This window comes from Veillonella sp. 3913 (genome assembly GCF_003992235.1).
In the GTDB taxonomy this organism is placed as follows: Bacteria; Bacillota; Negativicutes; order Veillonellales; family Veillonellaceae; genus F0422.
Genome location: NZ_RQVF01000002.1, coordinates 133,771 through 155,743 on the forward strand (window position 1 = coordinate 133,771; position 21,973 = coordinate 155,743).

Below are 21,973 nucleotides of genomic sequence, written 5' to 3' on the forward strand. Positions count from 1 at the left end.
CTCTAGGCCACTTTTCTAAAAGGAGTTATTATGATTACTCACCATAAAGAAGAACTTTTTTGTGATTATTACGAAAAATGGATTATCACATATAAAGAAGGAGCCATTCGAGAAGTAACTTTAAAAAAATATCACATTACATTATATTGGTTGCGCACTTTAATTCCAACATTACAAGTTTGTGAGATGACACGTACTGCCTATCAACAATTATTAAATGCATTTGCTCAATCTCATGAACGCCAAACAACGATGGACTTTCATCATCAACTGAAAGCTGCTATTCTTGATGCCGTTGACGATGGCTACATTGATCGTGACCCTACAAGAAAAGCAATTATCAAAGGTAAAACACCTCGTCCTAAAAAAATCAAATATCTAAATCAATTCGAATTACATACTTTATTATCAAACCTCAATCTCGAAGATTCATTAAATTGGGACTGGCTTATTTTATTAATTGCGAAAACTGGGATTCGATTTTCAGAAGCACTAGGTATTACGCCAGAAGACTTTGACTTTTCACACCAAACCCTTCACATTAATAAAACTTGGGATTACAAAGAAAATACTGGCTTTCAACCAACAAAAAATGCATCATCCGTTAGAAAAGTCCAATTAGATTGGTATACCATTATGCAATTCTCTGAATTAATTAAGGGGTTACCAACTGATAAACCTATTTTTGTTCATGGACGAGTATTTAATTCAACCGTCAATGATATCCTTGCTCGACACTGCAAACAATTGGAACTTCCTATCATTTCTATTCACGGGTTACGACACACACATGCATCACTTCTCTTATTTGCAGGAGTTTCCATCGCAAGCGTTGCTAGAAGATTAGGTCATGCCAGCATTAATACAACACAAAAAACGTATTTACACATCATCCAAGAACTAGAAAATAGAGATATCGATATTGTAATGCGTTCTCTATCAAGTTTAACCTAGATTATCACTGGCCTAGAGATTTCTTTATCTAACTAAGGTAGTCATCATACATACTATATATGCCACTATATTTCATTATCAAAGTCTTCACTTATGCTGATGAAGGGTGATGGCATCGTCTAATTTCTCAAAAAAACTAGAAATCTCTTTTTGTTCATTAAGCGTCGGAAATACTAAGTTGACTTCCTGTAAATCGGAATTATGCAAATGAACTACTGACTTTCCTTGAGCTCTTTTACTCAATTCTTTTTGCTGTTCTCCATTTGAGATTGTTAATGCTAAAAATGTTGGATTTAATAATTCCTTAACCCTTATTACATTTAAATCACCACCAATAATAATTCCCTGATTTTCAATGACCGCAGCACGAGAAATATCTTCTGCAGTCTCACCGGATGCTGGAACTATTACTTCACCACCTTGACTAATAACAGAATTATCTTTTAGTTCAACAAATGTATCTACTTTATTTATAGTAGTTTCATAATTTGTATAAAGACGACCATATAGAATAATTGGTTGTCCATCTGATACTAGATCTGATTTAGAATAGCCATTACCTTTCGAGAATGTAGCTACTTCCCCCAACTTACGCTGTTCCCAAGCATTTTTCTTTCTAATAAATAACTACATATATTTATCATCTACCATAAGAATTGCGTTTATTATTTATCATAAAGAATAGTAAGAGTTTATATTACTTTTCACCAAGATGAGGAATTTTTATAAATGTAACTCTTTTTATTATAAAATATGCATAAAATAAATATTCATCCTTATGCTGACCTTACACAAATAATTCCCCTAAATATGCTTCTTTCAAATTTTTCAATTTATTTAACTTACGCTGATGAAGGGTGATGAGGTTGTCAAGCTTTTTAAAAAAGTCTCCTATACTATCTTGTTCTTTATACTCAGTATAGGGAATATACAAGTCAGATATTATTTTTTTATTCAATCCGCCTCTTGTCCCATCACCTGATGACTCTTTTCGTAATTCATCATATCGACTATCAAGGTTTTGAAATACAAACTCCGTATTGAATACACTATCTAACTCTATAGCCGCTATTGATTGATTTGTTGTCAAATCTATTCCATTAATAGCAACTGTCCCTCTAGTTTTTCCTTGACCCGCTAATGCAATTAAAATTGAGTTCTTCTTGACCCATCTTGCACTAGATTGTTCTAATCCCAATTTAGAGATCTTATCATCTGTTTTAGAAATCCTTTTTTTATTGATTTCGCCAGATGACATCCATGGTATCTCTTTAGGACTCCAATATTCCAATATTCTTGTGCTAGGAGTCCCCCCTGTAATTATAACTGAGCATTGCCCCAACTTACGCTGTTCCCAATCTTCTTTAAATTCTTTAAATCGTCTTTTAGGCTTACACTGCTTTCCATCAGGAAATAATTCTTCTAGATACGCTTTTTTCAAGTTTTCTAATTTATTTAACTTACGCTGATGAAGGGTGATGAGGTTGTCAACCTGAGTAAAAAACTTTCCAATATTTTTTTGCTCTTCTATATTGGGAACATTGATTTCAGTTTCTAGTATATTCTTATTATAAAGCCGTTTTATTGTGCTACCCTCTAATCCAGCCCACTGAACTCTACTATAAAACTGTAGTAAGAATCCATTATCTAAAGCTCCTTTGTGATTTAACCATACTATATTGGAATCTTGGAAATATGCCTTTTCTCCATGATAGACCACAGTTCTTCCAATACTTCCAGATGCAGAGATCAGTATATCTCCCTCTTTTGGATGTGAATACTTTTGAGTATATTCATTATACAATTCTTCTGAAATATAAGAATCGGCTTTTCCACCGAAAGTACCAATCTTGTAAAACGGTATCTCTCCTTCCGCAGTAGTTTGCTCTTTATATATTCTTTTATCCATTTCTACTTTGGCTACTTCCCCCAACTTACGCTGTTCCCAAGATGGCGTATTTAAAAACTCTTTAAAACGACGTTTCGGTAGTTTTTTTTCATCACTCATTCTATCACCACCAAATCTTGTAATAAAGTTTCTAAACTTTCTTCTAGACGAGCAATTTCTTCATCCATATCATGTAAGGTATCTTCATAACGTTCTCTTAACATGGTAATAACACCTATCTCAGATTGAATCGTATTTTTTAATATCTTTGTAAATACTCCTTCTACACCATCAAACCATTTACAATATACGAGATGTTCAATTTCTTCATTTGTTAATTCGCTAAATTTATTAGATACTAGCATATTTAGTTCTACTTTAGCTTCTTTATATTTTTTATCTATAGATGATTTTTGTTTTAATATTGCCTCAGTTTCTTTTAGCAATACATACTCTTCACTATTTTTTTCATAGTTTTTCAACTCACTTGTTATGTTTTTCTTTACAAACTTCCGTTTTGCTTCTCCTGACACCTCTTTTTCAAGGCATTCATATAGTACGTCATACTCAAACGTTCCTTCCTCTAGGGCTTTATCGATAGCTTCATTTAATATATCTATGTTCATATCCATCTGAGATTTAATAGAAGTTAAACGTTCTCTTTCAGCGCTAAATAATTTTTCAGATAGTAACACATTAGGAATCACTTCTCCTATCCAACCTTCTTGAGCCATATATGTTTTTTTATTCTTTGTTTTTTTCACCATGTTAGGCTTAGTTAATTTTGCACCTTCATAGAATCCTTTTTCTAGTATAAATTCTAAGTCATGCATCAACGTTCCCTTCCATAATTCAGCAATGATTTGATAGCCTTCATAGGGATCTACAACACCTATGCATTTTAGTAACTCTTTCATATCATAAAGCATGGTTTCTTTCACATGTATTAAATTTTTATCGCTGTTAATATGTAATAATTGCTTCCACCATTTTTGAATATATTCTTGTAGGCTATCATGCAAATTATTAAATAAGGCTTGAACCTTTTTATTTTCAAAAATGTCTCGACTTATTTCTTCTGTAGATTTCGTAAAATCAATATAACCATCTCTAATTTCTTTATAAGAACTTTCTAATGTGTCTTTTGCTAATTGATTTAACAATGTTAATCCTTCAAGATTTTTATGTGGGATCCCTCCATATAAATGAGCTTCTACATCTTGCGGAACATCCTTATTCACATCTTCTACATATCTTGGAATATTAAGATTATATTCATTCTTTTTAATTTCATCTATAGTAGTTACATGACTATATCCTGCTATCTCAGTTTTATAGACGTAGGCATCAACAATTTTTGCAATATCTTTTTCTTGCAAAACATTATTCTTCCCTACTTTTACAAAGTTTTTAGATGCATCGATAATTTGTATTGGCTCTCCTAATGTGCGATTTTTCTTCAAGATGATAATACAAACTGGAATTCCTGTATTTGTAAATAAATTTCCTGGTAGTCCAATAATTGCATCTATTTGATTTTTATCTACTAACCGCTTACGAATCTCAGCCTCTGTACCGCCTCTGAACAATACCCCATGCGGCAAAACAATGGCCATCGTACCTTTTTGCCCCAAATGATATAACCCATGCATTAAATAAGCAAAGTCACCTTTTGAGCTAGGTGGTAAAACGCCAAAATCAGCAAATCTAGGGTCATTTACTTTCAAAGGGATATCTTCTCTAGAATTCCATTTTTTATCAGAATACGGTGGATTCATAACAACAATATCGAACTGAACCCCCTCATTAGGTCTTTCAGGATCTTCTGGCCAATCTTGTGCTAAGGTGTTACCGTTTTTGATTGTCATTTTTTCAGGACGAATACCATGTAATAACAGGTTCATACGTGTTAAATTGTATGTCTCAGTGTTAAATTCCTGTCCATAATAGTGCAAATCATCTTGCACCTCACGATTCAAATGTTTACGAACCGTCAACAATAACGAGGCTGACCCTACTGTAGGGTCATAAATAGATGGATTAGATTTATGAAACTCTGTAGACTTTGCCACAATTTGTGCCATGACCTCACTAACTTGTCTTGGTGTATAGAACTCGCCTGCTTTTTTTCCTGCATCCGAGGCAAACATACCTATTAAGTATTCATAAGTATCTCCTAATACATCCCCATTTTGTAGGCTAATCATATCTAAATCAGAAAATAAAGAGATTAAACTCTTAATATTTTTACTTCGCTTATTTAAATCCTCGCCTAACGCTGTATTGCTTACGTCAATAATTGATGATGCAAATAACCCTTTAAAGTCATTTACATCTTTTGTGCCTACAATTAATCTTTCAAATTCACTTAGACTATTGCTTACATCATCCACTTCAAAGGTATTATCTTCAATTTTTTGTAACCAACTTTGGTACAAACAGTTTGGCTGAATTACATAGCCTAAGGTAGTTTTGATATTTTCTATAAATATATCTTTATATTCATCATTTTCAAAACAGGCTGTGTATTCTTCTACTACCTTTTCTTGTGCTACTTCACCCAATTCTGCAAATTTTCTAAAATAGTCTAATGTTCTATCACTTAAAAATTTATAGAACATTAACCCTAACATATAATCTTTATATTTACTTGCATCCATTGAGCCGCGTAATTCATTTGCGCCTTCCCACAATATACGCTTTATTTCTTCCGATGTTTTCATTTTTATACTCCTTACGAAACTATTTCAGTATATATTCAGTATAGCATATAAGCAGCCTTACAGGCTGCTTATGTAAAGTTTATATATATTTGTTACCTACACTTAAACAAATTTACCAAAAACGTAATGACATAGAGTCCAATAGCTGTCAGCACAATGGTCCCCCCTGGTGCAAAGTCCAACCAAAAGGCGCTGCACAGTCCGCCGATGACGGATATTACAGAATAGACGGTAGCAATACCCCAAGTTTCTTTGAAGCCCCGTTTCCATAAATGAGCAGATGCAACAGGAACTATCATCAACGCACTGATCAATAGAATCCCTACTACGGTCATCCCCATGACAACTACAAGGGCTGTTAAGATGGCAAAAATCATATTCACACGATTCACATTGATACCTACAGTGCGAGCAATTTCCTCGTCAAAGGAGGTAAGCATTAAGGAGTGATACACAAATTTCATGATAATACCCACTACGACAGCTACCACACCGATACCATAAATATCTGTCATGGTTACCGTCAAGATACTACCAAATAAAAAGTTCAATAGTCCAGTGCTAGGCATTTTTACCATTGTAGAAAATACGATAGCCAGAGCTAAGCCTGCATAAAAGAATAATGCCATTATCATATCTGCGTATTGTTTTTGGTAGCGACGCACGAGTTCTATGCCCATGGCAGAAAGAACGGTCAATATAACAGCACCTAATGGAGGGTATACTTTCAGTAAAGATGCCCCCGTCACACCAGCAAAGGCAATATGTCCTAATCCATCACCGAGCATAGATTGCCGTTTAATGACAATGAACATACCAATTAGGGGGCACATGAGAGCCACGATGAGGCCCGCTAAAAAGGCACGTTGCATAAATGTATAGGATAAAATATCCATCTTAACCTCCTAAATGCCATGCTAAACGAGAGCCTTGATGACTTTCCATAAAGCCTTTACAAGGTCCATAGTAACAAGCATGTCCATCCACACATAAAATTGTATCTGCTACTTCCATAGCTTCTGTCACATCATGAGTGACCATAATAACAGTGATGTTTTCTTCTTTTAAAGATCGCAACACTTCGTATATTTTTTTGCTTGTTTCAAAGTCGATACCACTGGTTGGCTCATCTAGCAAAATATAGTTCGGTTTCCGTGCTAAGGCCTGTGCTAACATGACACGTTGTTGTTGACCACCGCTGAGTTCTCCAATACGGCGTTTCAAAAAATCTTGCATGCCCACCAATTCCAAAGCATCCAAGATGCGTCCTTTTCTATCTTCCTTCGGTACGTGAAATAAAGCGAGTCCCACTACCTCTTCTACGGTAGCTGGAAATTGGGCTGCATTCTTGTTATAAATTTGTGGCACTAAGTGAATGAGTCCTTTCATTTGTGCTTCTTTCGGACTAATGCCGTCTAAACAAAGATGTCCAGCTGTCGGTTCTAATAGTCCTGCTACCATACGAAGCCAGGTGGTTTTTCCAGATCCATTAGGTCCCACCACCAGTACAAACTCACCTTTGGGAATAGTGATTGTCATATTATGGATAACCGTCTGAGATCCATAGGAAAATTGTACATCTTGTATGTGAATGCCTGCGTGCGTCATAGTTAACTCCTTTATGTTTCTAGTTATCGCATATATGGCAAAAGCTGTAATGACATCATCATTACAGCTTGTGTATTATAGTACGCGTTTTGCCCCTACATAGCGTGGTCCCCAGTAGCTATCATCAATATCTGCTACGGCTACACCACTGCTAGATGTGGCACTGATGAATTGTCCATCGCCGATGTAAATACCAGAATGGGAAATCCCTGGTTCATAGGTTTCAAAGAACACTAAATCACCCGGTTGTAGATTACTTTTCTCTACTTTTTTACCCACTGTGTACTGTTCGTCAGCTTGACGTGGTAAATCGTAACCAATTTTTTGGAATACATAGCGAATATATCCCGAACAATCAAACCCTGCTGGTGTAGTGCCTCCAAATTTATAAGGCACTCCCGTAAACGTATTAGCATAGGTCAAAATCTCTTTCACATTGCCAGATATAGGTTGATGTCCAATCTCTAAGCCTTTATATGTTTTGCCTTTCTTTTTGAAAGTCAGCCCTTGTGGGGCAGAGCTTTTGTCTTTTTTATGCTTTAACGTAGATGTGATAGCTGTGGATTCTCTATTTGGATCAATATGGGCTAATAATTTAGCATCTTTTTCAGAAATTTCTTTTTTCTTTGACACTGTATTAGTTGTGGCTGGCAGTGGTTTACCCATCAACTTTTTATAGGTCACTGCTCCCAATATTCCGTCCACTGTTAATCCATTATCTTTTTGGAACAATCTAACAGCCCACTTTGTGTTTGCATCATATTCGCTAGTTTCCCTAGCTTTATAACCAGCAGCGATGAGTTTCTTTTGAATACCAAGAATTTCATTGCCTGTATCACCATATTGGTAAGCTCCTTGTACACTAGTACCTAAAAAACCTACTAATAGAGCGACTGCCAGGTATTGTTTCTTTTTACTCGTCATAGGACTCCTCTCTTATATACTATTATTTGTCTTGTATGTGACAGTTTATGGCGTCTTTCACCCAATATAACGGTCGTTGTTTGACTTCTTCAAAAATTCGTCCCACATATTCTCCGATGATACCAATGCCTACCAATTGTACGCCACCTAGGAAGAAGATAGCCACCCCTAAGGTAGACCAACCACTGATAACATTGTCAGAGAAGAAGTGAACAAACAATATGTGTCCGATCATAATCAGGCTTAATAGTCCGCATAGCAAGCCGATATATAAGGCTAAACGCAAAGGTACTCTAGAAAATGCTGTAATGCCGTCTAAAGCAAAGCGCATCATTTTTTTTACACTAAATTTAGAAGTCCCTGCAAAGCGTGGGGGTGCCACGAAGTGAAATTCATGTTGTACGAATCCCAAGTCGCCTACAATGCCCCGCAAAAATCTACCATGTTCACGGAAGTTTTTCAATGTTTCTAAGGATTTTCGATTCATCAAACGAAAATCGGAACCACCTTCCACGATAGGAACATTGGCTAATTTATTAAGCACTTTGTAATAGTATTTCGAGGTAAAAGCTTTTGCCCAACTAGCATCTTCTGTGGAATCGCGAATGGTACGTACTACATCTGCACCTGCTTCCCAATGTTTGACTATTTCTGGAATCAATTCTGGTGGATGTTGCATATCTCCATCCATAGTGATTACCGCATCACCTTGGGCGTAATCTAATCCACAGGTCAAGGCTAATTGATGACCGAAGTTTCTTGCCAATAACAGCACTTTTACTTTTGGATCTTGATTACCAATATATCGTAGCATGCCTGCACTATCATCACTGGACCCATCATCGACGAAAATAATTTCATGGTCATAGTCAAGTGTTTGCAATACATCTTTGACTGTAGTATAAAATTTTTGAATATTATCTTCCTCATTAAATACGGGAACAACAATTGACAGTAACATAGCTCCTCCTTATGATCTTTACCTATCTATTTTACAGGATTGAGACTTGTTTTGCAAACTCCATGAAATCAGACATAATAGCTACGCCAGTGAAAGAATGTTGCAAACACGTTTGGTAATTGTGCTCGTGGATACCTCCCAAAGCAATACCTTGTACTTGTGGGTAATGAGTCTGAATTTGTTTCAACAGCTCCTTTCCCCTCTTAACGCCAATGCCAGGGTGTCCTGTTTTGCATGGTGTGGGAAAGATGGGACTGATTAAGACGTACTCCAAATTAGGGATTCCTAGGGAGGCTAACAACTTGATGTCATCTTCGTTGTGGACGGTACTCCACATAGTTATGTCCTGAAAATGTTGTTGCAAGGTAATCCATAGTTCTTCTTGTTCAGATTTCCAATGTCGTATTAGATTAGTGGGCATATGTATTCGTTTCGCTTTTGCCAAAACTACTCCTAATTGTTCTCGATTCGTAATAACCTTGCCATGGTATACCACGGTACTACCTATGGTATCGCAGAGTTGGAGATACTCCTCAAAGGGTAAATCAGTATCACGGCACAGGGTATACAGACTACTGTGATTTCTCATCCAGTTGTCTGGTTCAGCACTATCTGCCCTTGCACCAGGCAATTTAGTACTATGAAGATTCGCTTTTACTGTAGATCTATATGCTCTACGTATATTATACGGTAAACTACTTTCTTCTGTATGATTAATACAATGCTTGCCATACTTTTGTAGTCTTTCTATCCCTCTAGACAGTGCTGCACCATATGTTACTAAACTTATGTCATCTTTCAGTAGCTGGCGATTTGTAATCAACACTAAGGTATCTATAGATGGGTTATTTTTCTTCATAGAGCACATCGATATAATCACTCATCACCACTTGCATTCCTAAGGCTTTCACATCTTCCATGGCTTCTGCTACAGTTCTACTGTCAGCAATTTCAAATTGTGCATCCCCTTCTTCTTGTTTCTTTTCTTCTGAGGAATGTTCACCAATGCCTGTGCTGACACCTGCTGAAAGTTTCGTCGCTGCTAATGGTAGGACCCCGTTACGGAACCTGGCTGTTTCTCTAGTGGAAATCGTAATATTTGCATAGGGTAGGAATAAGCGATATGCCAAGATGACTTGCAATAATTGAGCTTCTCCTACGTCCCCTGCATTGATGGTATCATCATTGACGATAGGCCGCAGGCGTGGACAGGAAATACTAATTTCTCCATGAGGATACGCACGTTGTAGCATATGGGCATGCAAAGCAGTGGCAAAGGCATCTTTTCTGAAATCATCCAATCCCAATAAGGCTGCTAACCCTACTCCACGCATTCCTCCTCGTAAAGCTCGTTCTTGCGTTTCAAGTCGATAGGGAAATACGCTTTTATTTCCTAACAAATGTAATGTTTTATAGTTTTCCCAATTATAGGTTTCTTGGAATACGGTCACATAATCACAACCGCATTCTCGTAGGTACGCATAATCGTCTACATTGGCAGGGTAAATTTCTACGCCTACTACTTTGAAATATTTTTTTGCTAATTCACAGGCACGCCCAATGTAAGAAATAGGGCTATGACGTTCACTTTCCCCAGTCAAAATTAAAATATCCTGTAATCCTGTTTTGGCAATATTTTTTAACTCTTCTTCAATACCTGCTTCATCTAACTTCGCCCGATGGATCTGATTTTTACAGTTGAAGCCACAATACACGCATAGGTTATCGCAATAGTTTGAAATATATAACGGTGTAAATAAATACACAGAATTGCCAAAGTATCGTGTTCGTACGGCCTTTGCTTTTTCCGCTAGTTCTTCCAAAAATGGTTCTGCTGCAGGAGATAATAAAATTTTCAATCCTTCTACATCAATGGTATCTTCTTGCAATACACGGCGCACATCATCTGCTGTGTATCGATCGTATGTATATTGCTCACGTTCTCGCAATACCGTTTCTAAAATGGGACTTTCAATTTGATCCATGTGGGGGCGATACTTCCAACATGGATCATCTATATGGTATCTGGTGGTACTAGACATGGCTATTCCTTTCCTATTATCTCAAAAATCCAGTCAACGGAGATGAAGCGCTACCACCGGTTTCAAGAGTAGGCCCTAATTTTGACAAATATGCCAACCGTCCTGCTTGGATGGCTAAACCAAATGCTTTCGCCATACCTCGAATATGACCCGCAGAAGCTACGGCTGTATTTGCCATGATCGCAGCTACGCCCATTTCCATAGCTTCTGCTGCTTGGGATGGAGCACCAATACCAGCATCTACAATGATAGGCAAATCAATTTCATTCACTAAAATTTTGATAAATTCCTTTGTCTGCAATCCACGATTAGATCCAATTGGCGCCGCTAAAGGCATCACCGCAGCGGCTCCAGCATTCACCAAATCACGAGCCACTTCTAAGTCTGGATACATGTATGGCATAACGATGAATCCTTCTTTTGCTAATATTTCTGTAGCCTTAATGGTCTCCCCATTATGTGGCAATAAATATTTTGAATCTTTCATAATTTCTACTTTTACAAAATCTCCACAACCTGTAGCTCGGGATAATCTTGCTATACGCACCGCTTCTTCAGCATCTCGAGCGCCACTCGTATTAGGGATTAAGATAGTATCCTTTGGGATAGCATCTAGGATATTTTCCACTTCTCCACCTACCGCACGACGTAGGGCTAAGGTAATCATTTCTGCACCCGCTTCTTCTAGGACAGCCTCGATTAAGTCGATAGAAAATTTTCCAGACCCCAAGATAAATCGAGAATGTAATGTATGTCCCCCTAAGGTCCATGTATCTTGTGTTTCCATATCTTTTACTGAACGTGTCATAGGTTCCTCCTTAATCAATATCTTCTCCGTGTAATAATTGAATGACGGCATTTGCCATATGTCCGGCGCACACCATGACACGAGCCGCAGTAATTTTTCCGATAGAATCGATATCACTCACACCATCACCACATAGATACCAACGATGGTGTCTCCGTTCACGGCGGATACCATTACTATCCCCCCAACCTGCCATACCGGAACAGCCAACTAATAAAGGCTCTGCAGGATGGGTCAAAATCACTTCTGTCATCCACGCTTTTGTGACAGCCTTGTCCACTGCTTCTACGACCATGTCATAGCCATCGATTAATTCAGATAATCTTTCTGGTGTAAGGCATTCATTATGAACGATGACTTCACAGTTTGGATTCATCCGATTGAGATGGCCTTTCATAGCCCCTACTTTTAAAACTCCTACATCATTCACCTCATAATATTGACGACCTAAGTTACTTTCATCCACAACGTCGAAGTCTACGATTTCTAACTGACCAATTCCAGCACGGCACAATGCCACTGCCACATGAGAACCAACACCGCCTACACCGATGAGCAGAACTTTTTTATCTTGTAAAGATACCATTTAGCCACCTCCTACAAAGGTTACTACTTCCATTGTGTCTGCAGGACTCACACGAGTCGATTCCCAGTCTGCTTTAGAAAGAATCTTCCCATTATATTCCACTACGATGCGATCCATTCGAAACGCTAAGGCTGCCAGTACTTCTTGCACTGTTTGCCCCTCATAATGATAGGTTGCTCCATTTACTTTCATCATATCCTCCTAACTATAGCGTATGCTATATACCTATTTCAAACTAGTATCATACCAATTATCCGTCATGGCTCCTTCACCACATACTAGTATAAAAAAACAGCACGAAAAACCATACCCGCGGTGGTATGCCCCTTCATGCTGTAGCACTCTATCGTCTCACTATTCTGTTCCACTTGTGCATCCATTTCGATGTACCTCTATTCTGTACCTCTATACGATATACCATCCTATGAAAGACACAAAAAAAGGACATCCTGTTGGATGTCCTCAGTATGACGAATCAAACTTATCCTACGTTGGCATTATCCAAATCAGGTTATGGGTCAAAACTTTCGTTTACTCTCAGCCATTAGGCTCCCCAAAGTTCTCTTTCAGTATACGCTGATACGACTCAATTTGCAAGCCGAAGTATCAACAATTTTTATCGTCTCCGTGCAGACACAGAGGCATAATTTTTAATCACAACGATAGGTGTCATTTGGCTATCATTGCCAAATGGATTATCGATTAAAATTTGCGCAATTTGCTGCGGTTTCAATCCACGACTATGCCCTAAGATAGCCGCTCGTTTTAAATCATTCACGTCCGCTACACAAGCTCCATAGGCTCCTGTGGCTTTCATGATAGCATCGGCTACTGCATGTGGTTGTTTTGGTCCATATACAATGCATTTATCAAACGGAGGCATAGTCCCTGTCACATCATCTGTTAAGGATGCGGTCCGTGCCATTTGATAGAACACGCCAGATTTTTTAAACACTTTAGCTACGGCTCCACAGAGGAAGGCAAACATCATTTTCCATTCCCCTTCTTTATCCATAGCTGCTTGCATACCATACACAGATGCCATAGATCCATCCGGATGAATAAAGCGATTTAAAAATTTAGCTTGCCAAGATACTTTTAAATCTTCTGGTCGTGTAAACTCCCCTTGCGTGATAGCCACGACGGATTCTGCTACGCACACAATATCTTCTGGTCCAATATAAGGGCCTGCAAATTCTACGATAGCCTCAACGATATCATCTTTGTTCGTTAAAATGCGCGTAGGGATTGGTAAAAGTTCTAATTCAGCCATGATATACCTCCTATTTACGCATTGCTACTTCTAACTCTTCTGCAGTTAGAGTAATTCTAGTTTTTGAAATACGGTATGCCTCACGGCCTACTACTTGATGGTAGATATCGATAGGCATGTCCGGGAATCCCACTAAGTCTTTACGAATGTTACCACTATTAGCCGTCATCACTAGACGCAAACGAATGGTACTTCCTTGTCGTTGCTTATAGACTAACGCTTCCCAATAACCATCATGACGTTCTGCCTTTGCATCGGTTAACCACGATTGAATTCGCACATTGTCAAATTGTTCTTGTGGTAATAAATGACGAGGGAACATATCCATGATGGTTCCGTATTGTTTGCCTCTGTTCACGAATGGAATATCCGTAGATAACACTACTTGATCAAAACTAATGTCTTCTACCACAAATGGAGTGCGACGTTTCACCATGATCACAATGTCTTCATTGCCTTGGCGCCATGCAAATATGCGGTAGGCAATATAAATGATAGCAATGATACAGGCTATCCACACTAGGGTATCTATTAATGTGTAAATATACATAATTCCTCCTATAGAGTAATGAGCTTAGCTTCTAAGCTAGTATCCTTGAAAATATCTTGTACGATAGACGTTACTCGATCCGCATGGCTAGTAACACAAACTTGTATAGAGCCTTTCCTACCTGATGTCTGCTCCAAATCTTCTCCGTACAAAATAGCTCCTACAGCATCAGATGTTTCCCACGCAGGGTCTACAAAGCAAATTTGTTCTTTAGCCAACTCACGCAATATGGGTTCTACTAAAGGATAGTGGGTACATCCTAAAATGGCCACTTCCACATTTGCCTCTACCAAAGGCTGTACATATTCTTTTGCACAATGTCGTAAAACTGCATCATCTAAATGACCTTCTTCAATACAGGCCGCCAAATCTTTACAGCCTTGTTCTACCACTTTCACATGAGGTTTTAAGCTATGTACCGCATCCATATGTTTATGACTATTAATAGTCGCGACGGTAGCCATAATGCCTAAAGGTCCTTTACGTTTCTGTTTGACTTTGATACGCAGAGCATCATGAATCCCCTGGGCCATCCCCACAATAGGTACATCAAATTGTTTGGATAGTTTGTCCAAGGCTACCACAGAAAATGTATTGCATGCGATCACTATAAATTTCACTGGTTGGGCCACTAAAAACTCTGCAATTTTCGTAGCAATGCCTTCAATTTCCTCAATCGGCCTATTGCCTACTGGATTGTTTGCACTATCTCCAACATAAATAAAATCTTCTTCCGGAAATTCTTGTGCTAGCACAGATAATACAGACAATCCACCGATTCCAGAGTCGAATACTCCAATAGGTAATTCCTTCTGTATGGGCGTCATTCCCTACTCCTCCTCTGCTACGGCTTTCATGGGTTTAAAAAATACATCTGGCAAGCGAATAATTTTACCTGTTTCTTTAGCAGTAAACACATTTTGTGTTTCCCCTGTGCAGATCAATGCATTATCACTGTCACGGATAATCCGATATGTGAAAGTACATTGAGCCCGCGACAAAGAGGCTACTGTTAATTCCACCCGCAATACATCATCAAAGCGTGCCACTTCCTTATACTCACAGCTCACTTTTGTAATAGGAAAGACGATGCCCTCTTGCATCATGTCCCATAGACTAATACCACAGCGGCGAAAATATTCAATTCTCCCCATTTCAAACCACCGTAAATGATTCGTATGATGGGCAATCTCCATCATATCCGTTTCATAAAATCGGACACGTAAAGATGTAGAAATCATCGTATACTACCTTTCCTATGCAATAAGAGGCTCCAAAGAGCCCCTTTACTGATTAATCAATTGATCCGATAGGCACAAATTTTTGTGCTTTTTCCTTATGGGAAGCCTTAATATAGCGATTCGCTACTTTCATAGCAATTGCTAATACTGCCACATCATCCACCCAGCCAAGACCTGGTACGCTATCTGGGATAAAATCAATAGGCAATATCAAGTATCCTAAAGCGCCTGCAATAACGGCCTTTACAAATGCTGGTGTATCTGCATCACGTAAACAATAATATAACATAACAGCTTTTCGTGCAAACATAATATTACGACCCATGCGATTCACAGTAGACATAAAGGCATCAGATGTAAAGGTTTTTCCATACTTAAGGATTTGTAAGATATTCATAGTTATAACCTCTCTGATTATTGTTTGAACTTGTCTTTTGCTTGTTCTGCTAAGTCAATGGCTTTTTCTTTTGTTTGTTCTGCCAATTCTACTGCTGTTTCCTTCACAACTTCCGCTTTTTCACGAATGTCTTGCACCGCTTCTTGTGCGTGATCAATCGCTTTGGCTGTCAATTCAGAAGCTTTTTCTTCTACTTGCTGTAATGTCGGCTCTACCACCTCTTTTACCTGTTGAAGTTTTGGTTCTACCTTTTCTTTTACTTGTTGTAATTTTGGTTCTACCACTTCTTTTACATCTTGCATAACAGCTGTGGCTTTTTCCACCACTGGTTCTACTTTAGTTTGTAAAGAATCATTTAATGTTTGTCGCACCGTATCTGCTTTTTCATAAGCGGCTTTTGTATATACGCTTGCTTTAGATGCTGATGTACCTGCTACGGCACCAGTTAAAGATAATGCTTCAGTTGCTAAAATTTTAAGTAAAGAGCCTACGCCTTTTGCAGCATGACGAGCATTATCTAGTAATTCTTCATTACCACTTTTCTCTAATGTGTCTTTCACCGTAGCTGCCAAGATGGATACGGCTCCTACTGCTAGATCTTTTACAGCACTTACATTAGCCAACAAATCAGCTCCAACAAAAGAACCTGCAAAGCCTTTGGCACTTGCTAAGTAATCATTACCAGACACCTGTACATCATCTAAGAAATCTACAGTTTCATTACCCAACGGCTTATCCCGAAGTGGTGTATTCGCCAATGTGATAACTGTTTCTTTATTATGTTCATAAATATCTACTAAACGTTGACGATATTCTTCATAGTTCGGACATGCTGGCATACCATCTTCAATCCATTTTGCAGCCATTTTACCAACACCATAGGTAATAGCCGCTGCCACCGGAACGCGAAGAATCACTGTTGGTACGACTGTACATACTAACGCTGCTACAGCACTACCACCAAGACCGACTAAAAATCCAGTCACCCCTTCTTTAGCAGGGCATACACCATATACTTGAGCAATGCGTGATACCATGTACACATCATTAGCCAATAAACCTACATAATTAAATTTTGGTAATGCCGCGATACCAGCTGCACGAGCTGCTGCCCAACGGCAAATCATTTCTACTTCTTCTTGTACATTCGTTGCTTGAGGAAGTGTTGCATTATTGTATTCCAACTGCTCCATATTTGTCTCCTATACTGACCACAAAACATTAAGTGTAAATGTACTTATTACCCTTATTGTATCAAATTTCTCAATGAATTACCAACTTGTTAGTCCACCGTCTACAGTCCAAGCTGCACCCGTCACGAAAGATGCTTTCTCACTAATAAGAAAAGCAATGACTTCGCCTACTTCTCGCGGTTGAGCAATCCGTCCTAATGGATAGTGTAAAGCCATTTCTTCCTTAGCTTTCACAATATCACCCGATGGTTCATTGGCTAATTGTTTTGCCACTAATGAAGTGTCTACATCACCAGGACATACACAATTAACGCGAACACGATGAGGCGCCATTTCTAAGGACAGTGATTTCGTAAAACTCACTACAGCCCCTTTGGATGCTCCGTACACAGTGCACGCCACATTACCTTGTAGTCCTGCATCACTTGATATAGTCACAATACTACCATGCACTTGTTTCAAGTACGGTGCTGCGGCTTGGCATAAAAAGACAGTACCTTTTACATTCGTTCCAAACATCTCATCAAAGTTTTGCTCATCCACATCTTCCAATAGTCGTTCTTCATAATACCCAGCTGCCGTTACTAAGGCATTTAAATTGCCAAACAAACGAATCGTATCTTCCACAATACGACGGCAATTCATAACCTTACTTACATCTCCTTGCACAAATCGTACTTTCGAGGAAATACGGCGCAATTTTACCACCGCTTCTTGTCCATCCCATTCATTGCGGCCGTTAATCACCACACACCAGCCTTGCTTTAACAACAATTCTGCCGTAGCAAAGCCTATGCCCGATGTGCCGCCGCTAATTAATGCTACTTGATTATCACTAAATTTTTGCATAGTTACTCCTACTATATAATCCCCTGTGAAAGTAAATAGTCATAGGACAATTTCATTAACATTGTCAGAGACATAGCGATAAACAAAAATCTCACTAGTCCTGCGCCTTTCACCATGGCTAACTTTGATCCCGCAGTAGCGCCAATAATTTGTCCCGCTGCAACTGCTAAACCATAGCCATAGTTCACTTGATCCATATAGATGAACACCATCAAGGACCCAAAGTTACTCACTGTATTTAGTACTTTGGCATTTCCTGATGCGCCTAAAAAATCATAACCCATAAACAAGAAATAGAATATTAAAAACACCCCTGTGCCAGGTCCAAGAAATCCATCATATAAGCCGATAACAATAGCCACTGCTACATAAGCAAGTAATTTCCATCCTGATTTACGTTCCACTTGTGCTATGGTACCCCAATCTTTTTTGGTAAGCACCACAATGAACACTGCCAACAATAATACAATAATAAGGGGTTTTAAAAATGTGCCTGGCACATAGACTGCTATATAGGCGCCTACCATAGAGATAAGCAGAGTGAATGGCATGATCCATTTCACGAATGTCCAATCTACCAATTTGTTTCTGGCGAAGTTAATCATTGCTGTGCCAGATCCAAAGACACTAGATAATTTATTGGTCCCTAAGCACATAGCCACCGGCATATTCGTCAGCATCAAAGCGGGTAACGAAATCAACCCACCTCCACCTACAATGGAATCAATAAACCCCGCTAGGGCTCCTGCAAAAAATAGTATGATACCTATGAGTAAATCACCTTCCATAGTGTGAGCCCTCCTCTCTTATATACATCACTTTGATGTCTTATTGTATCTTCTAGTCCTCAATACGAGGCAAAATTTTATTATATCCATCGGCACCATAATTTAAGCACCGTTTCACACGGCTTATGGTCGCCGTACTAGCTCCTGTTAATTCTACAATTTGCTCATACCCTGTACCTGCTTTCAATAATCGTGCCACTTCTAAGCGTTGAGAGATAGATTTTAATTCTCCAATGGTACAAATATCTTCAAAAAATTCATAACATTCTTCTAGTGTTTCCAACGACAAGACTGCCCGAAATAACTGGTCATGCATTGGATTCTTAAGTTTTTGATTCAACCTTCTACTCCTTCATAATTCTATTCAGAATGTACTTTATTTCACTACCATTATACCATAGGAAATATCATACATATATCATTAATTCATTGTTCTTGTACAAAAAAATAGAGGTTAGTTGATACTCGTATATCAACTAACCTCTGTTGTATAATTGTTTGCTGATCCTTTTCACTTAGAACGCTGGGATAATAGATCCTTTGAATTCTTCTTGAATGAATTTACGTACTGGTTCAGATTGGTAAATGGACAATAATTTTTTATATGTTTCATTATTTACATCTTCTGTGCGAACAGCAATTACATTAGCATATGGAGAATCTGTGCTTTCCACTACAACAGCATCTTTTTGTGGGTTCAAACCTGCTGGAATTGCATAGTTTGTATTCACTGCTGCTACATCAACATCATTTAGGGAACGAGCAATTTGTGCCGCTTCTAATTCACGAATATCAATGTTTTTAGGATTGCTTGTAATATCTGCTACGGAAGATTTTACAGTGCCACCGTCTTTTAATGTAATCAAACCTGCTTGTTGTAATAATAACAAGGCACGACCACCATTGGTAGGATCGTTAGGAATCGCTACAGTAGCGCCATTTGGTACATCTTTTAAATCTTTATATTTGTTAGAGTAAATTGCCATTGGTAACAAAATAGTTTTGCCGATAGATTGAATTTTCAAGCCTTTATCTTTTACTGTGTTATCCAAGAATGGTTGATGTTGGAAAGAGTTCACATTCAATTCTTTTTGATCTAAGGCAATATTCGGTTGAATATAATCGCTGAACTCAACGATTTCGATGTTCAATCCTTGTTTTGCTGCTTCACCTTTTACAAATTCCATAACTTTTGCATGAGGACCTGCTGTTACACCTACTTTGATCGGTGCATCTGCTGTTGGTTTCGCTTCTTCTTTACCGCATCCTGCTAATAGTAACACTAAAGATGTAATGGCTAATAAGCCGACTAAAATACGCTTCATAGTATCTCCTTTATTTTTTATTCACTTTACGGGATAAATAGTCACCTACACTTTGGATGACTTGTACTAATACAATTAAGATGATGATAGTGGCTAACATCACATCTCCTTGGAAACGTTGGTATCCATAGCGAATCGCAATATCCCCAAGACCGCCACCACCGATAGCACCTGCCATAGCAGAATAGCTAATTAAGTTAACGATTAAGACTGTAATATTATCGATTAATGTTGGTAACGCTTCTGGCAACAACACTTTCCAAATAATCTGCAATGGTGTAGCCCCCATGGATTGAGCTGCCTCGATAACACCTCCATTCACTTCTTTGATCGCTGTTTCTACCAAACGAGCCAAGAATGGAATGGCTGCTAAGGTCAATGGCACGCAAGCTGCAGTCGTACCAATAGATGTACCTGCCACTAATCGAGTAAATGGAATGATGGCTACCATCAAAATGATGAAAGGAATGGAACGTGTGGCATTTACAATAGCACCTAGCACTTTATTCACCGCTTCATTTTGCATGATATGACCACGGCTGGTGATGACTAAAATTACGCCCAAAGGAACCCCTAATAGAACGGCTACTACAGTAGAAATCACCGTCATTTGTACAGTTTCTAAGAAACCTTGTAGCAATAAATTAATGATTTGCTGTGACATAACCGATCACCTCGCTTCCAATTGGTAAATTATGTAAGTAGTCGATAGCCGCTTCTGATTTAGCACGCTCCCCTTTTAATTCTACAATCAAATGACCAAAGCTCATATCTTGAATATAATCTACACCGCCAAACAAGATACTTACATCTGTATCAAATTTACGAATAATGCTTGCCACTACAGGTTCATCTGTTACATTGCCTTTGAAAGTCAATCGTACAATCGGATTGGCTCCTTCTACCCAAGTTTCATTCAATGTTAAATGAGCAATGGCATCTTCTGGCAAGTCATGACGGATGATGGCAGACACGAATTCTTTCGTTGTAGCTTGTTTTGGTTCTGTAAATACATCCACTACAGGACCTTCTTCAATAATCGTACCACCTTCAATAACAGCTACACGATCACAAATCTCTTTAATAACATTCATTTCATGAGTAATCAAGACAATGGTCAAGTTTAATCGACGATTGATATCTTTCAACAAGGCTAAAATAGATTTTGTTGTTTGTGGGTCAAGAGCTGACGTAGCTTCATCGCATAATAACACTTTTGGATTGCTGGCTAAGGCACGGGCAATACCAACACGTTGTTTTTGACCACCGGATAATTGAGACGGATAGTTGTCTAAACGATCCGACAGTTTCACGATGTCTAGAATTGGTAAAATACGTTCTCTAATTTCTTCTTTTGACAATCCTTGCAATTCCAATGGAAATGCTACATTGTCGTACACTGTGCGGGATGAAAGTAAATTAAAGTGTTGGAAAATCATACCAATGTGTTTACGTTCTTCACGTAATTCTACTGTGTTCAACTTCGTTAAATCTACACCGTCCACAATAACGGATCCAGATGTAGGACGTTCCAACATATTGATACAACGAATCAAGGTAGATTTACCGGCCCCAGATTGACCAATAACGCCAAAAATTTCGCCTTCTTCTATAGATACATTAATTTCTTTCAAGGCTTCCACGCGGACAGCACCTTCATAGACTTTTCGAATCTGTTTAAGTTCTATCATGAAATCCTCTCCTTTTCAAACTAAATAAAAAAGAGCCCTCAGTAACCTAAGAGCTCTTGGGTATGCATAAATTGTACAATGTGAGTAGACAGACTGTCAATAATTCCCACTATACTACTTGCCTATCGTCTTTTATAACTTAAATCTATAACTCCATATTTAGAGGTGCTTA

The 21,973-nt window shown here is 38.4% G+C and carries 25 protein-coding genes and 1 riboswitch; of the genes, 1 reads left to right on the forward strand and 24 read right to left on the reverse strand.

Going from position 1 to position 21,973, the window contains the following annotated elements; genetic code table 11:
* The first annotated feature begins 30 nt into the window (after positions 1–30).
* On the forward strand, positions 31–954 hold the full coding sequence (locus EO113_RS03770; protein WP_127135590.1) for a site-specific integrase: 924 nt from the start codon (positions 31–33) through the stop codon (positions 952–954).
* 87 nt (positions 955–1,041) lie between these two features.
* Here EO113_RS03770 and EO113_RS03775 read toward each other — a convergent pair whose 3' ends face one another.
* The 24 genes from EO113_RS03775 to EO113_RS03890 all read right to left on the reverse strand — a co-directional run bounded on the left by EO113_RS03775 (position 1,042) and on the right by EO113_RS03890 (position 21,801).
* Positions 1,042–1,575: a restriction endonuclease subunit S gene (locus tag EO113_RS03775; protein WP_127135591.1), complete on the reverse strand. Its 534-nt coding sequence runs from the start codon at positions 1,573–1,575 to the stop codon at positions 1,042–1,044.
* A 166-nt stretch (positions 1,576–1,741) separates the two neighbouring features.
* Positions 1,742–2,962: a restriction endonuclease subunit S gene (locus EO113_RS03780; protein ID WP_127135592.1), complete on the reverse strand. Its 1,221-nt coding sequence runs from the start codon at positions 2,960–2,962 to the stop codon at positions 1,742–1,744.
* Positions 2,959–5,565 (reverse strand): type I restriction-modification system subunit M, encoded by a 2,607-nt coding sequence (locus EO113_RS03785; protein WP_127135593.1) that lies wholly within the window; start codon positions 5,563–5,565, stop codon positions 2,959–2,961. The genes EO113_RS03780 and EO113_RS03785 overlap by 4 nt, the downstream gene beginning before the upstream one ends.
* A 92-nt stretch (positions 5,566–5,657) precedes the next feature.
* Positions 5,658–6,461: a metal ABC transporter permease gene (locus EO113_RS03790; RefSeq protein WP_009352826.1), complete on the reverse strand. Its 804-nt coding sequence runs from the start codon at positions 6,459–6,461 to the stop codon at positions 5,658–5,660.
* Between the two features lies 1 nt (position 6,462).
* The gene (locus tag EO113_RS03795) at positions 6,463–7,173 is read right to left on the reverse strand and encodes a metal ABC transporter ATP-binding protein (RefSeq protein WP_009352919.1); all 711 of its coding nucleotides are present in this window, start codon (positions 7,171–7,173) and stop codon (positions 6,463–6,465) included.
* Positions 7,174–7,248: 75 nt separating this feature from the next.
* Positions 7,249–8,097 (reverse strand): NlpC/P60 family protein, encoded by an 849-nt coding sequence (locus EO113_RS03800; RefSeq protein ID WP_127135594.1) that lies wholly within the window; start codon positions 8,095–8,097, stop codon positions 7,249–7,251.
* A 22-nt stretch (positions 8,098–8,119) separates the two neighbouring features.
* Positions 8,120–9,058, reverse strand: a complete 939-nt coding sequence (locus EO113_RS03805) for a glycosyltransferase family 2 protein (protein ID WP_127135595.1) — start codon at positions 9,056–9,058, stop codon at positions 8,120–8,122.
* Positions 9,059–9,089: 31 nt separating this feature from the next.
* The gene (locus EO113_RS03810; protein ID WP_164726314.1) at positions 9,090–9,917 is read right to left on the reverse strand and encodes a thiamine phosphate synthase; all 828 of its coding nucleotides are present in this window, start codon (positions 9,915–9,917) and stop codon (positions 9,090–9,092) included.
* Entirely contained in the window at positions 9,904–11,043 is a 1,140-nt protein-coding gene (thiH, locus tag EO113_RS03815) for a 2-iminoacetate synthase ThiH (protein ID WP_206168566.1), read from the reverse strand. The genes EO113_RS03810 and thiH overlap by 14 nt, the downstream gene beginning before the upstream one ends.
* A 73-nt stretch (positions 11,044–11,116) precedes the next feature.
* On the reverse strand, positions 11,117–11,908 hold the full coding sequence (locus tag EO113_RS03820; protein WP_009352895.1) for a thiazole synthase: 792 nt from the start codon (positions 11,906–11,908) through the stop codon (positions 11,117–11,119).
* Positions 11,909–11,918: 10 nt separating this feature from the next.
* Positions 11,919–12,494, reverse strand: a complete 576-nt coding sequence (gene thiF, locus EO113_RS03825) for a sulfur carrier protein ThiS adenylyltransferase ThiF (protein WP_127135598.1) — start codon at positions 12,492–12,494, stop codon at positions 11,919–11,921.
* Positions 12,495–12,686 (reverse strand): sulfur carrier protein ThiS, encoded by a 192-nt coding sequence (gene thiS, locus EO113_RS03830; protein ID WP_009352953.1) that lies wholly within the window; start codon positions 12,684–12,686, stop codon positions 12,495–12,497.
* Between the two features lie 274 nt (positions 12,687–12,960).
* Positions 12,961–13,060: riboswitch (TPP riboswitch) on the reverse strand.
* Between the two features lie 50 nt (positions 13,061–13,110).
* Positions 13,111–13,767 carry a coenzyme F420-0:L-glutamate ligase gene (locus EO113_RS03835; protein ID WP_009352865.1) on the reverse strand — a complete coding sequence of 219 codons (657 nt, stop codon included), beginning with the start codon at positions 13,765–13,767 and terminating at the stop codon, positions 13,111–13,113.
* Positions 13,768–13,777: 10 nt separating this feature from the next.
* Positions 13,778–14,317: a hypothetical protein gene (locus EO113_RS03840; protein WP_009352952.1), complete on the reverse strand. Its 540-nt coding sequence runs from the start codon at positions 14,315–14,317 to the stop codon at positions 13,778–13,780.
* Between the two features lie 8 nt (positions 14,318–14,325).
* Positions 14,326–15,144, reverse strand: coding sequence for a glutamate racemase (murI, locus tag EO113_RS03845; RefSeq protein WP_127062332.1), 819 nt, complete (start codon positions 15,142–15,144; stop codon positions 14,326–14,328).
* Between the two features lie 3 nt (positions 15,145–15,147).
* Positions 15,148–15,558 (reverse strand): thioesterase family protein, encoded by a 411-nt coding sequence (locus EO113_RS03850; RefSeq protein ID WP_127135599.1) that lies wholly within the window; start codon positions 15,556–15,558, stop codon positions 15,148–15,150.
* Positions 15,559–15,610: 52 nt separating this feature from the next.
* Entirely contained in the window at positions 15,611–15,955 is a 345-nt protein-coding gene (locus EO113_RS03855; protein WP_127062338.1) for a YkvA family protein, read from the reverse strand.
* A 17-nt stretch (positions 15,956–15,972) separates the two neighbouring features.
* Entirely contained in the window at positions 15,973–17,148 is a 1,176-nt protein-coding gene (locus EO113_RS03860) for a hypothetical protein (protein ID WP_127135600.1), read from the reverse strand.
* Between the two features lie 78 nt (positions 17,149–17,226).
* Positions 17,227–17,997 carry an SDR family NAD(P)-dependent oxidoreductase gene (locus EO113_RS03865; RefSeq protein ID WP_009352933.1) on the reverse strand — a complete coding sequence of 257 codons (771 nt, stop codon included), beginning with the start codon at positions 17,995–17,997 and terminating at the stop codon, positions 17,227–17,229.
* An 11-nt stretch (positions 17,998–18,008) separates the two neighbouring features.
* Positions 18,009–18,785, reverse strand: coding sequence for a TSUP family transporter (locus EO113_RS03870; protein WP_127135601.1), 777 nt, complete (start codon positions 18,783–18,785; stop codon positions 18,009–18,011).
* Between the two features lie 52 nt (positions 18,786–18,837).
* Positions 18,838–19,101: a YerC/YecD family TrpR-related protein gene (locus tag EO113_RS03875; protein ID WP_127010328.1), complete on the reverse strand. Its 264-nt coding sequence runs from the start codon at positions 19,099–19,101 to the stop codon at positions 18,838–18,840.
* Positions 19,102–19,300: 199 nt separating this feature from the next.
* Complete coding sequence (locus EO113_RS03880) at positions 19,301–20,110, reverse strand: MetQ/NlpA family ABC transporter substrate-binding protein (RefSeq protein WP_127135602.1); 810 nt, start codon at positions 20,108–20,110, stop codon at positions 19,301–19,303.
* Between the two features lie 10 nt (positions 20,111–20,120).
* A complete protein-coding gene (locus EO113_RS03885) occupies positions 20,121–20,774 on the reverse strand; it encodes a methionine ABC transporter permease (protein ID WP_126940530.1) in 654 nt (217 codons plus the stop codon).
* A complete protein-coding gene (locus EO113_RS03890; protein ID WP_127135603.1) occupies positions 20,755–21,801 on the reverse strand; it encodes a methionine ABC transporter ATP-binding protein in 1,047 nt (348 codons plus the stop codon). Before EO113_RS03890 ends, EO113_RS03885 begins: the two co-directional genes overlap by 20 nt.
* Positions 21,802–21,973: the final 172 nt, after the last annotated feature.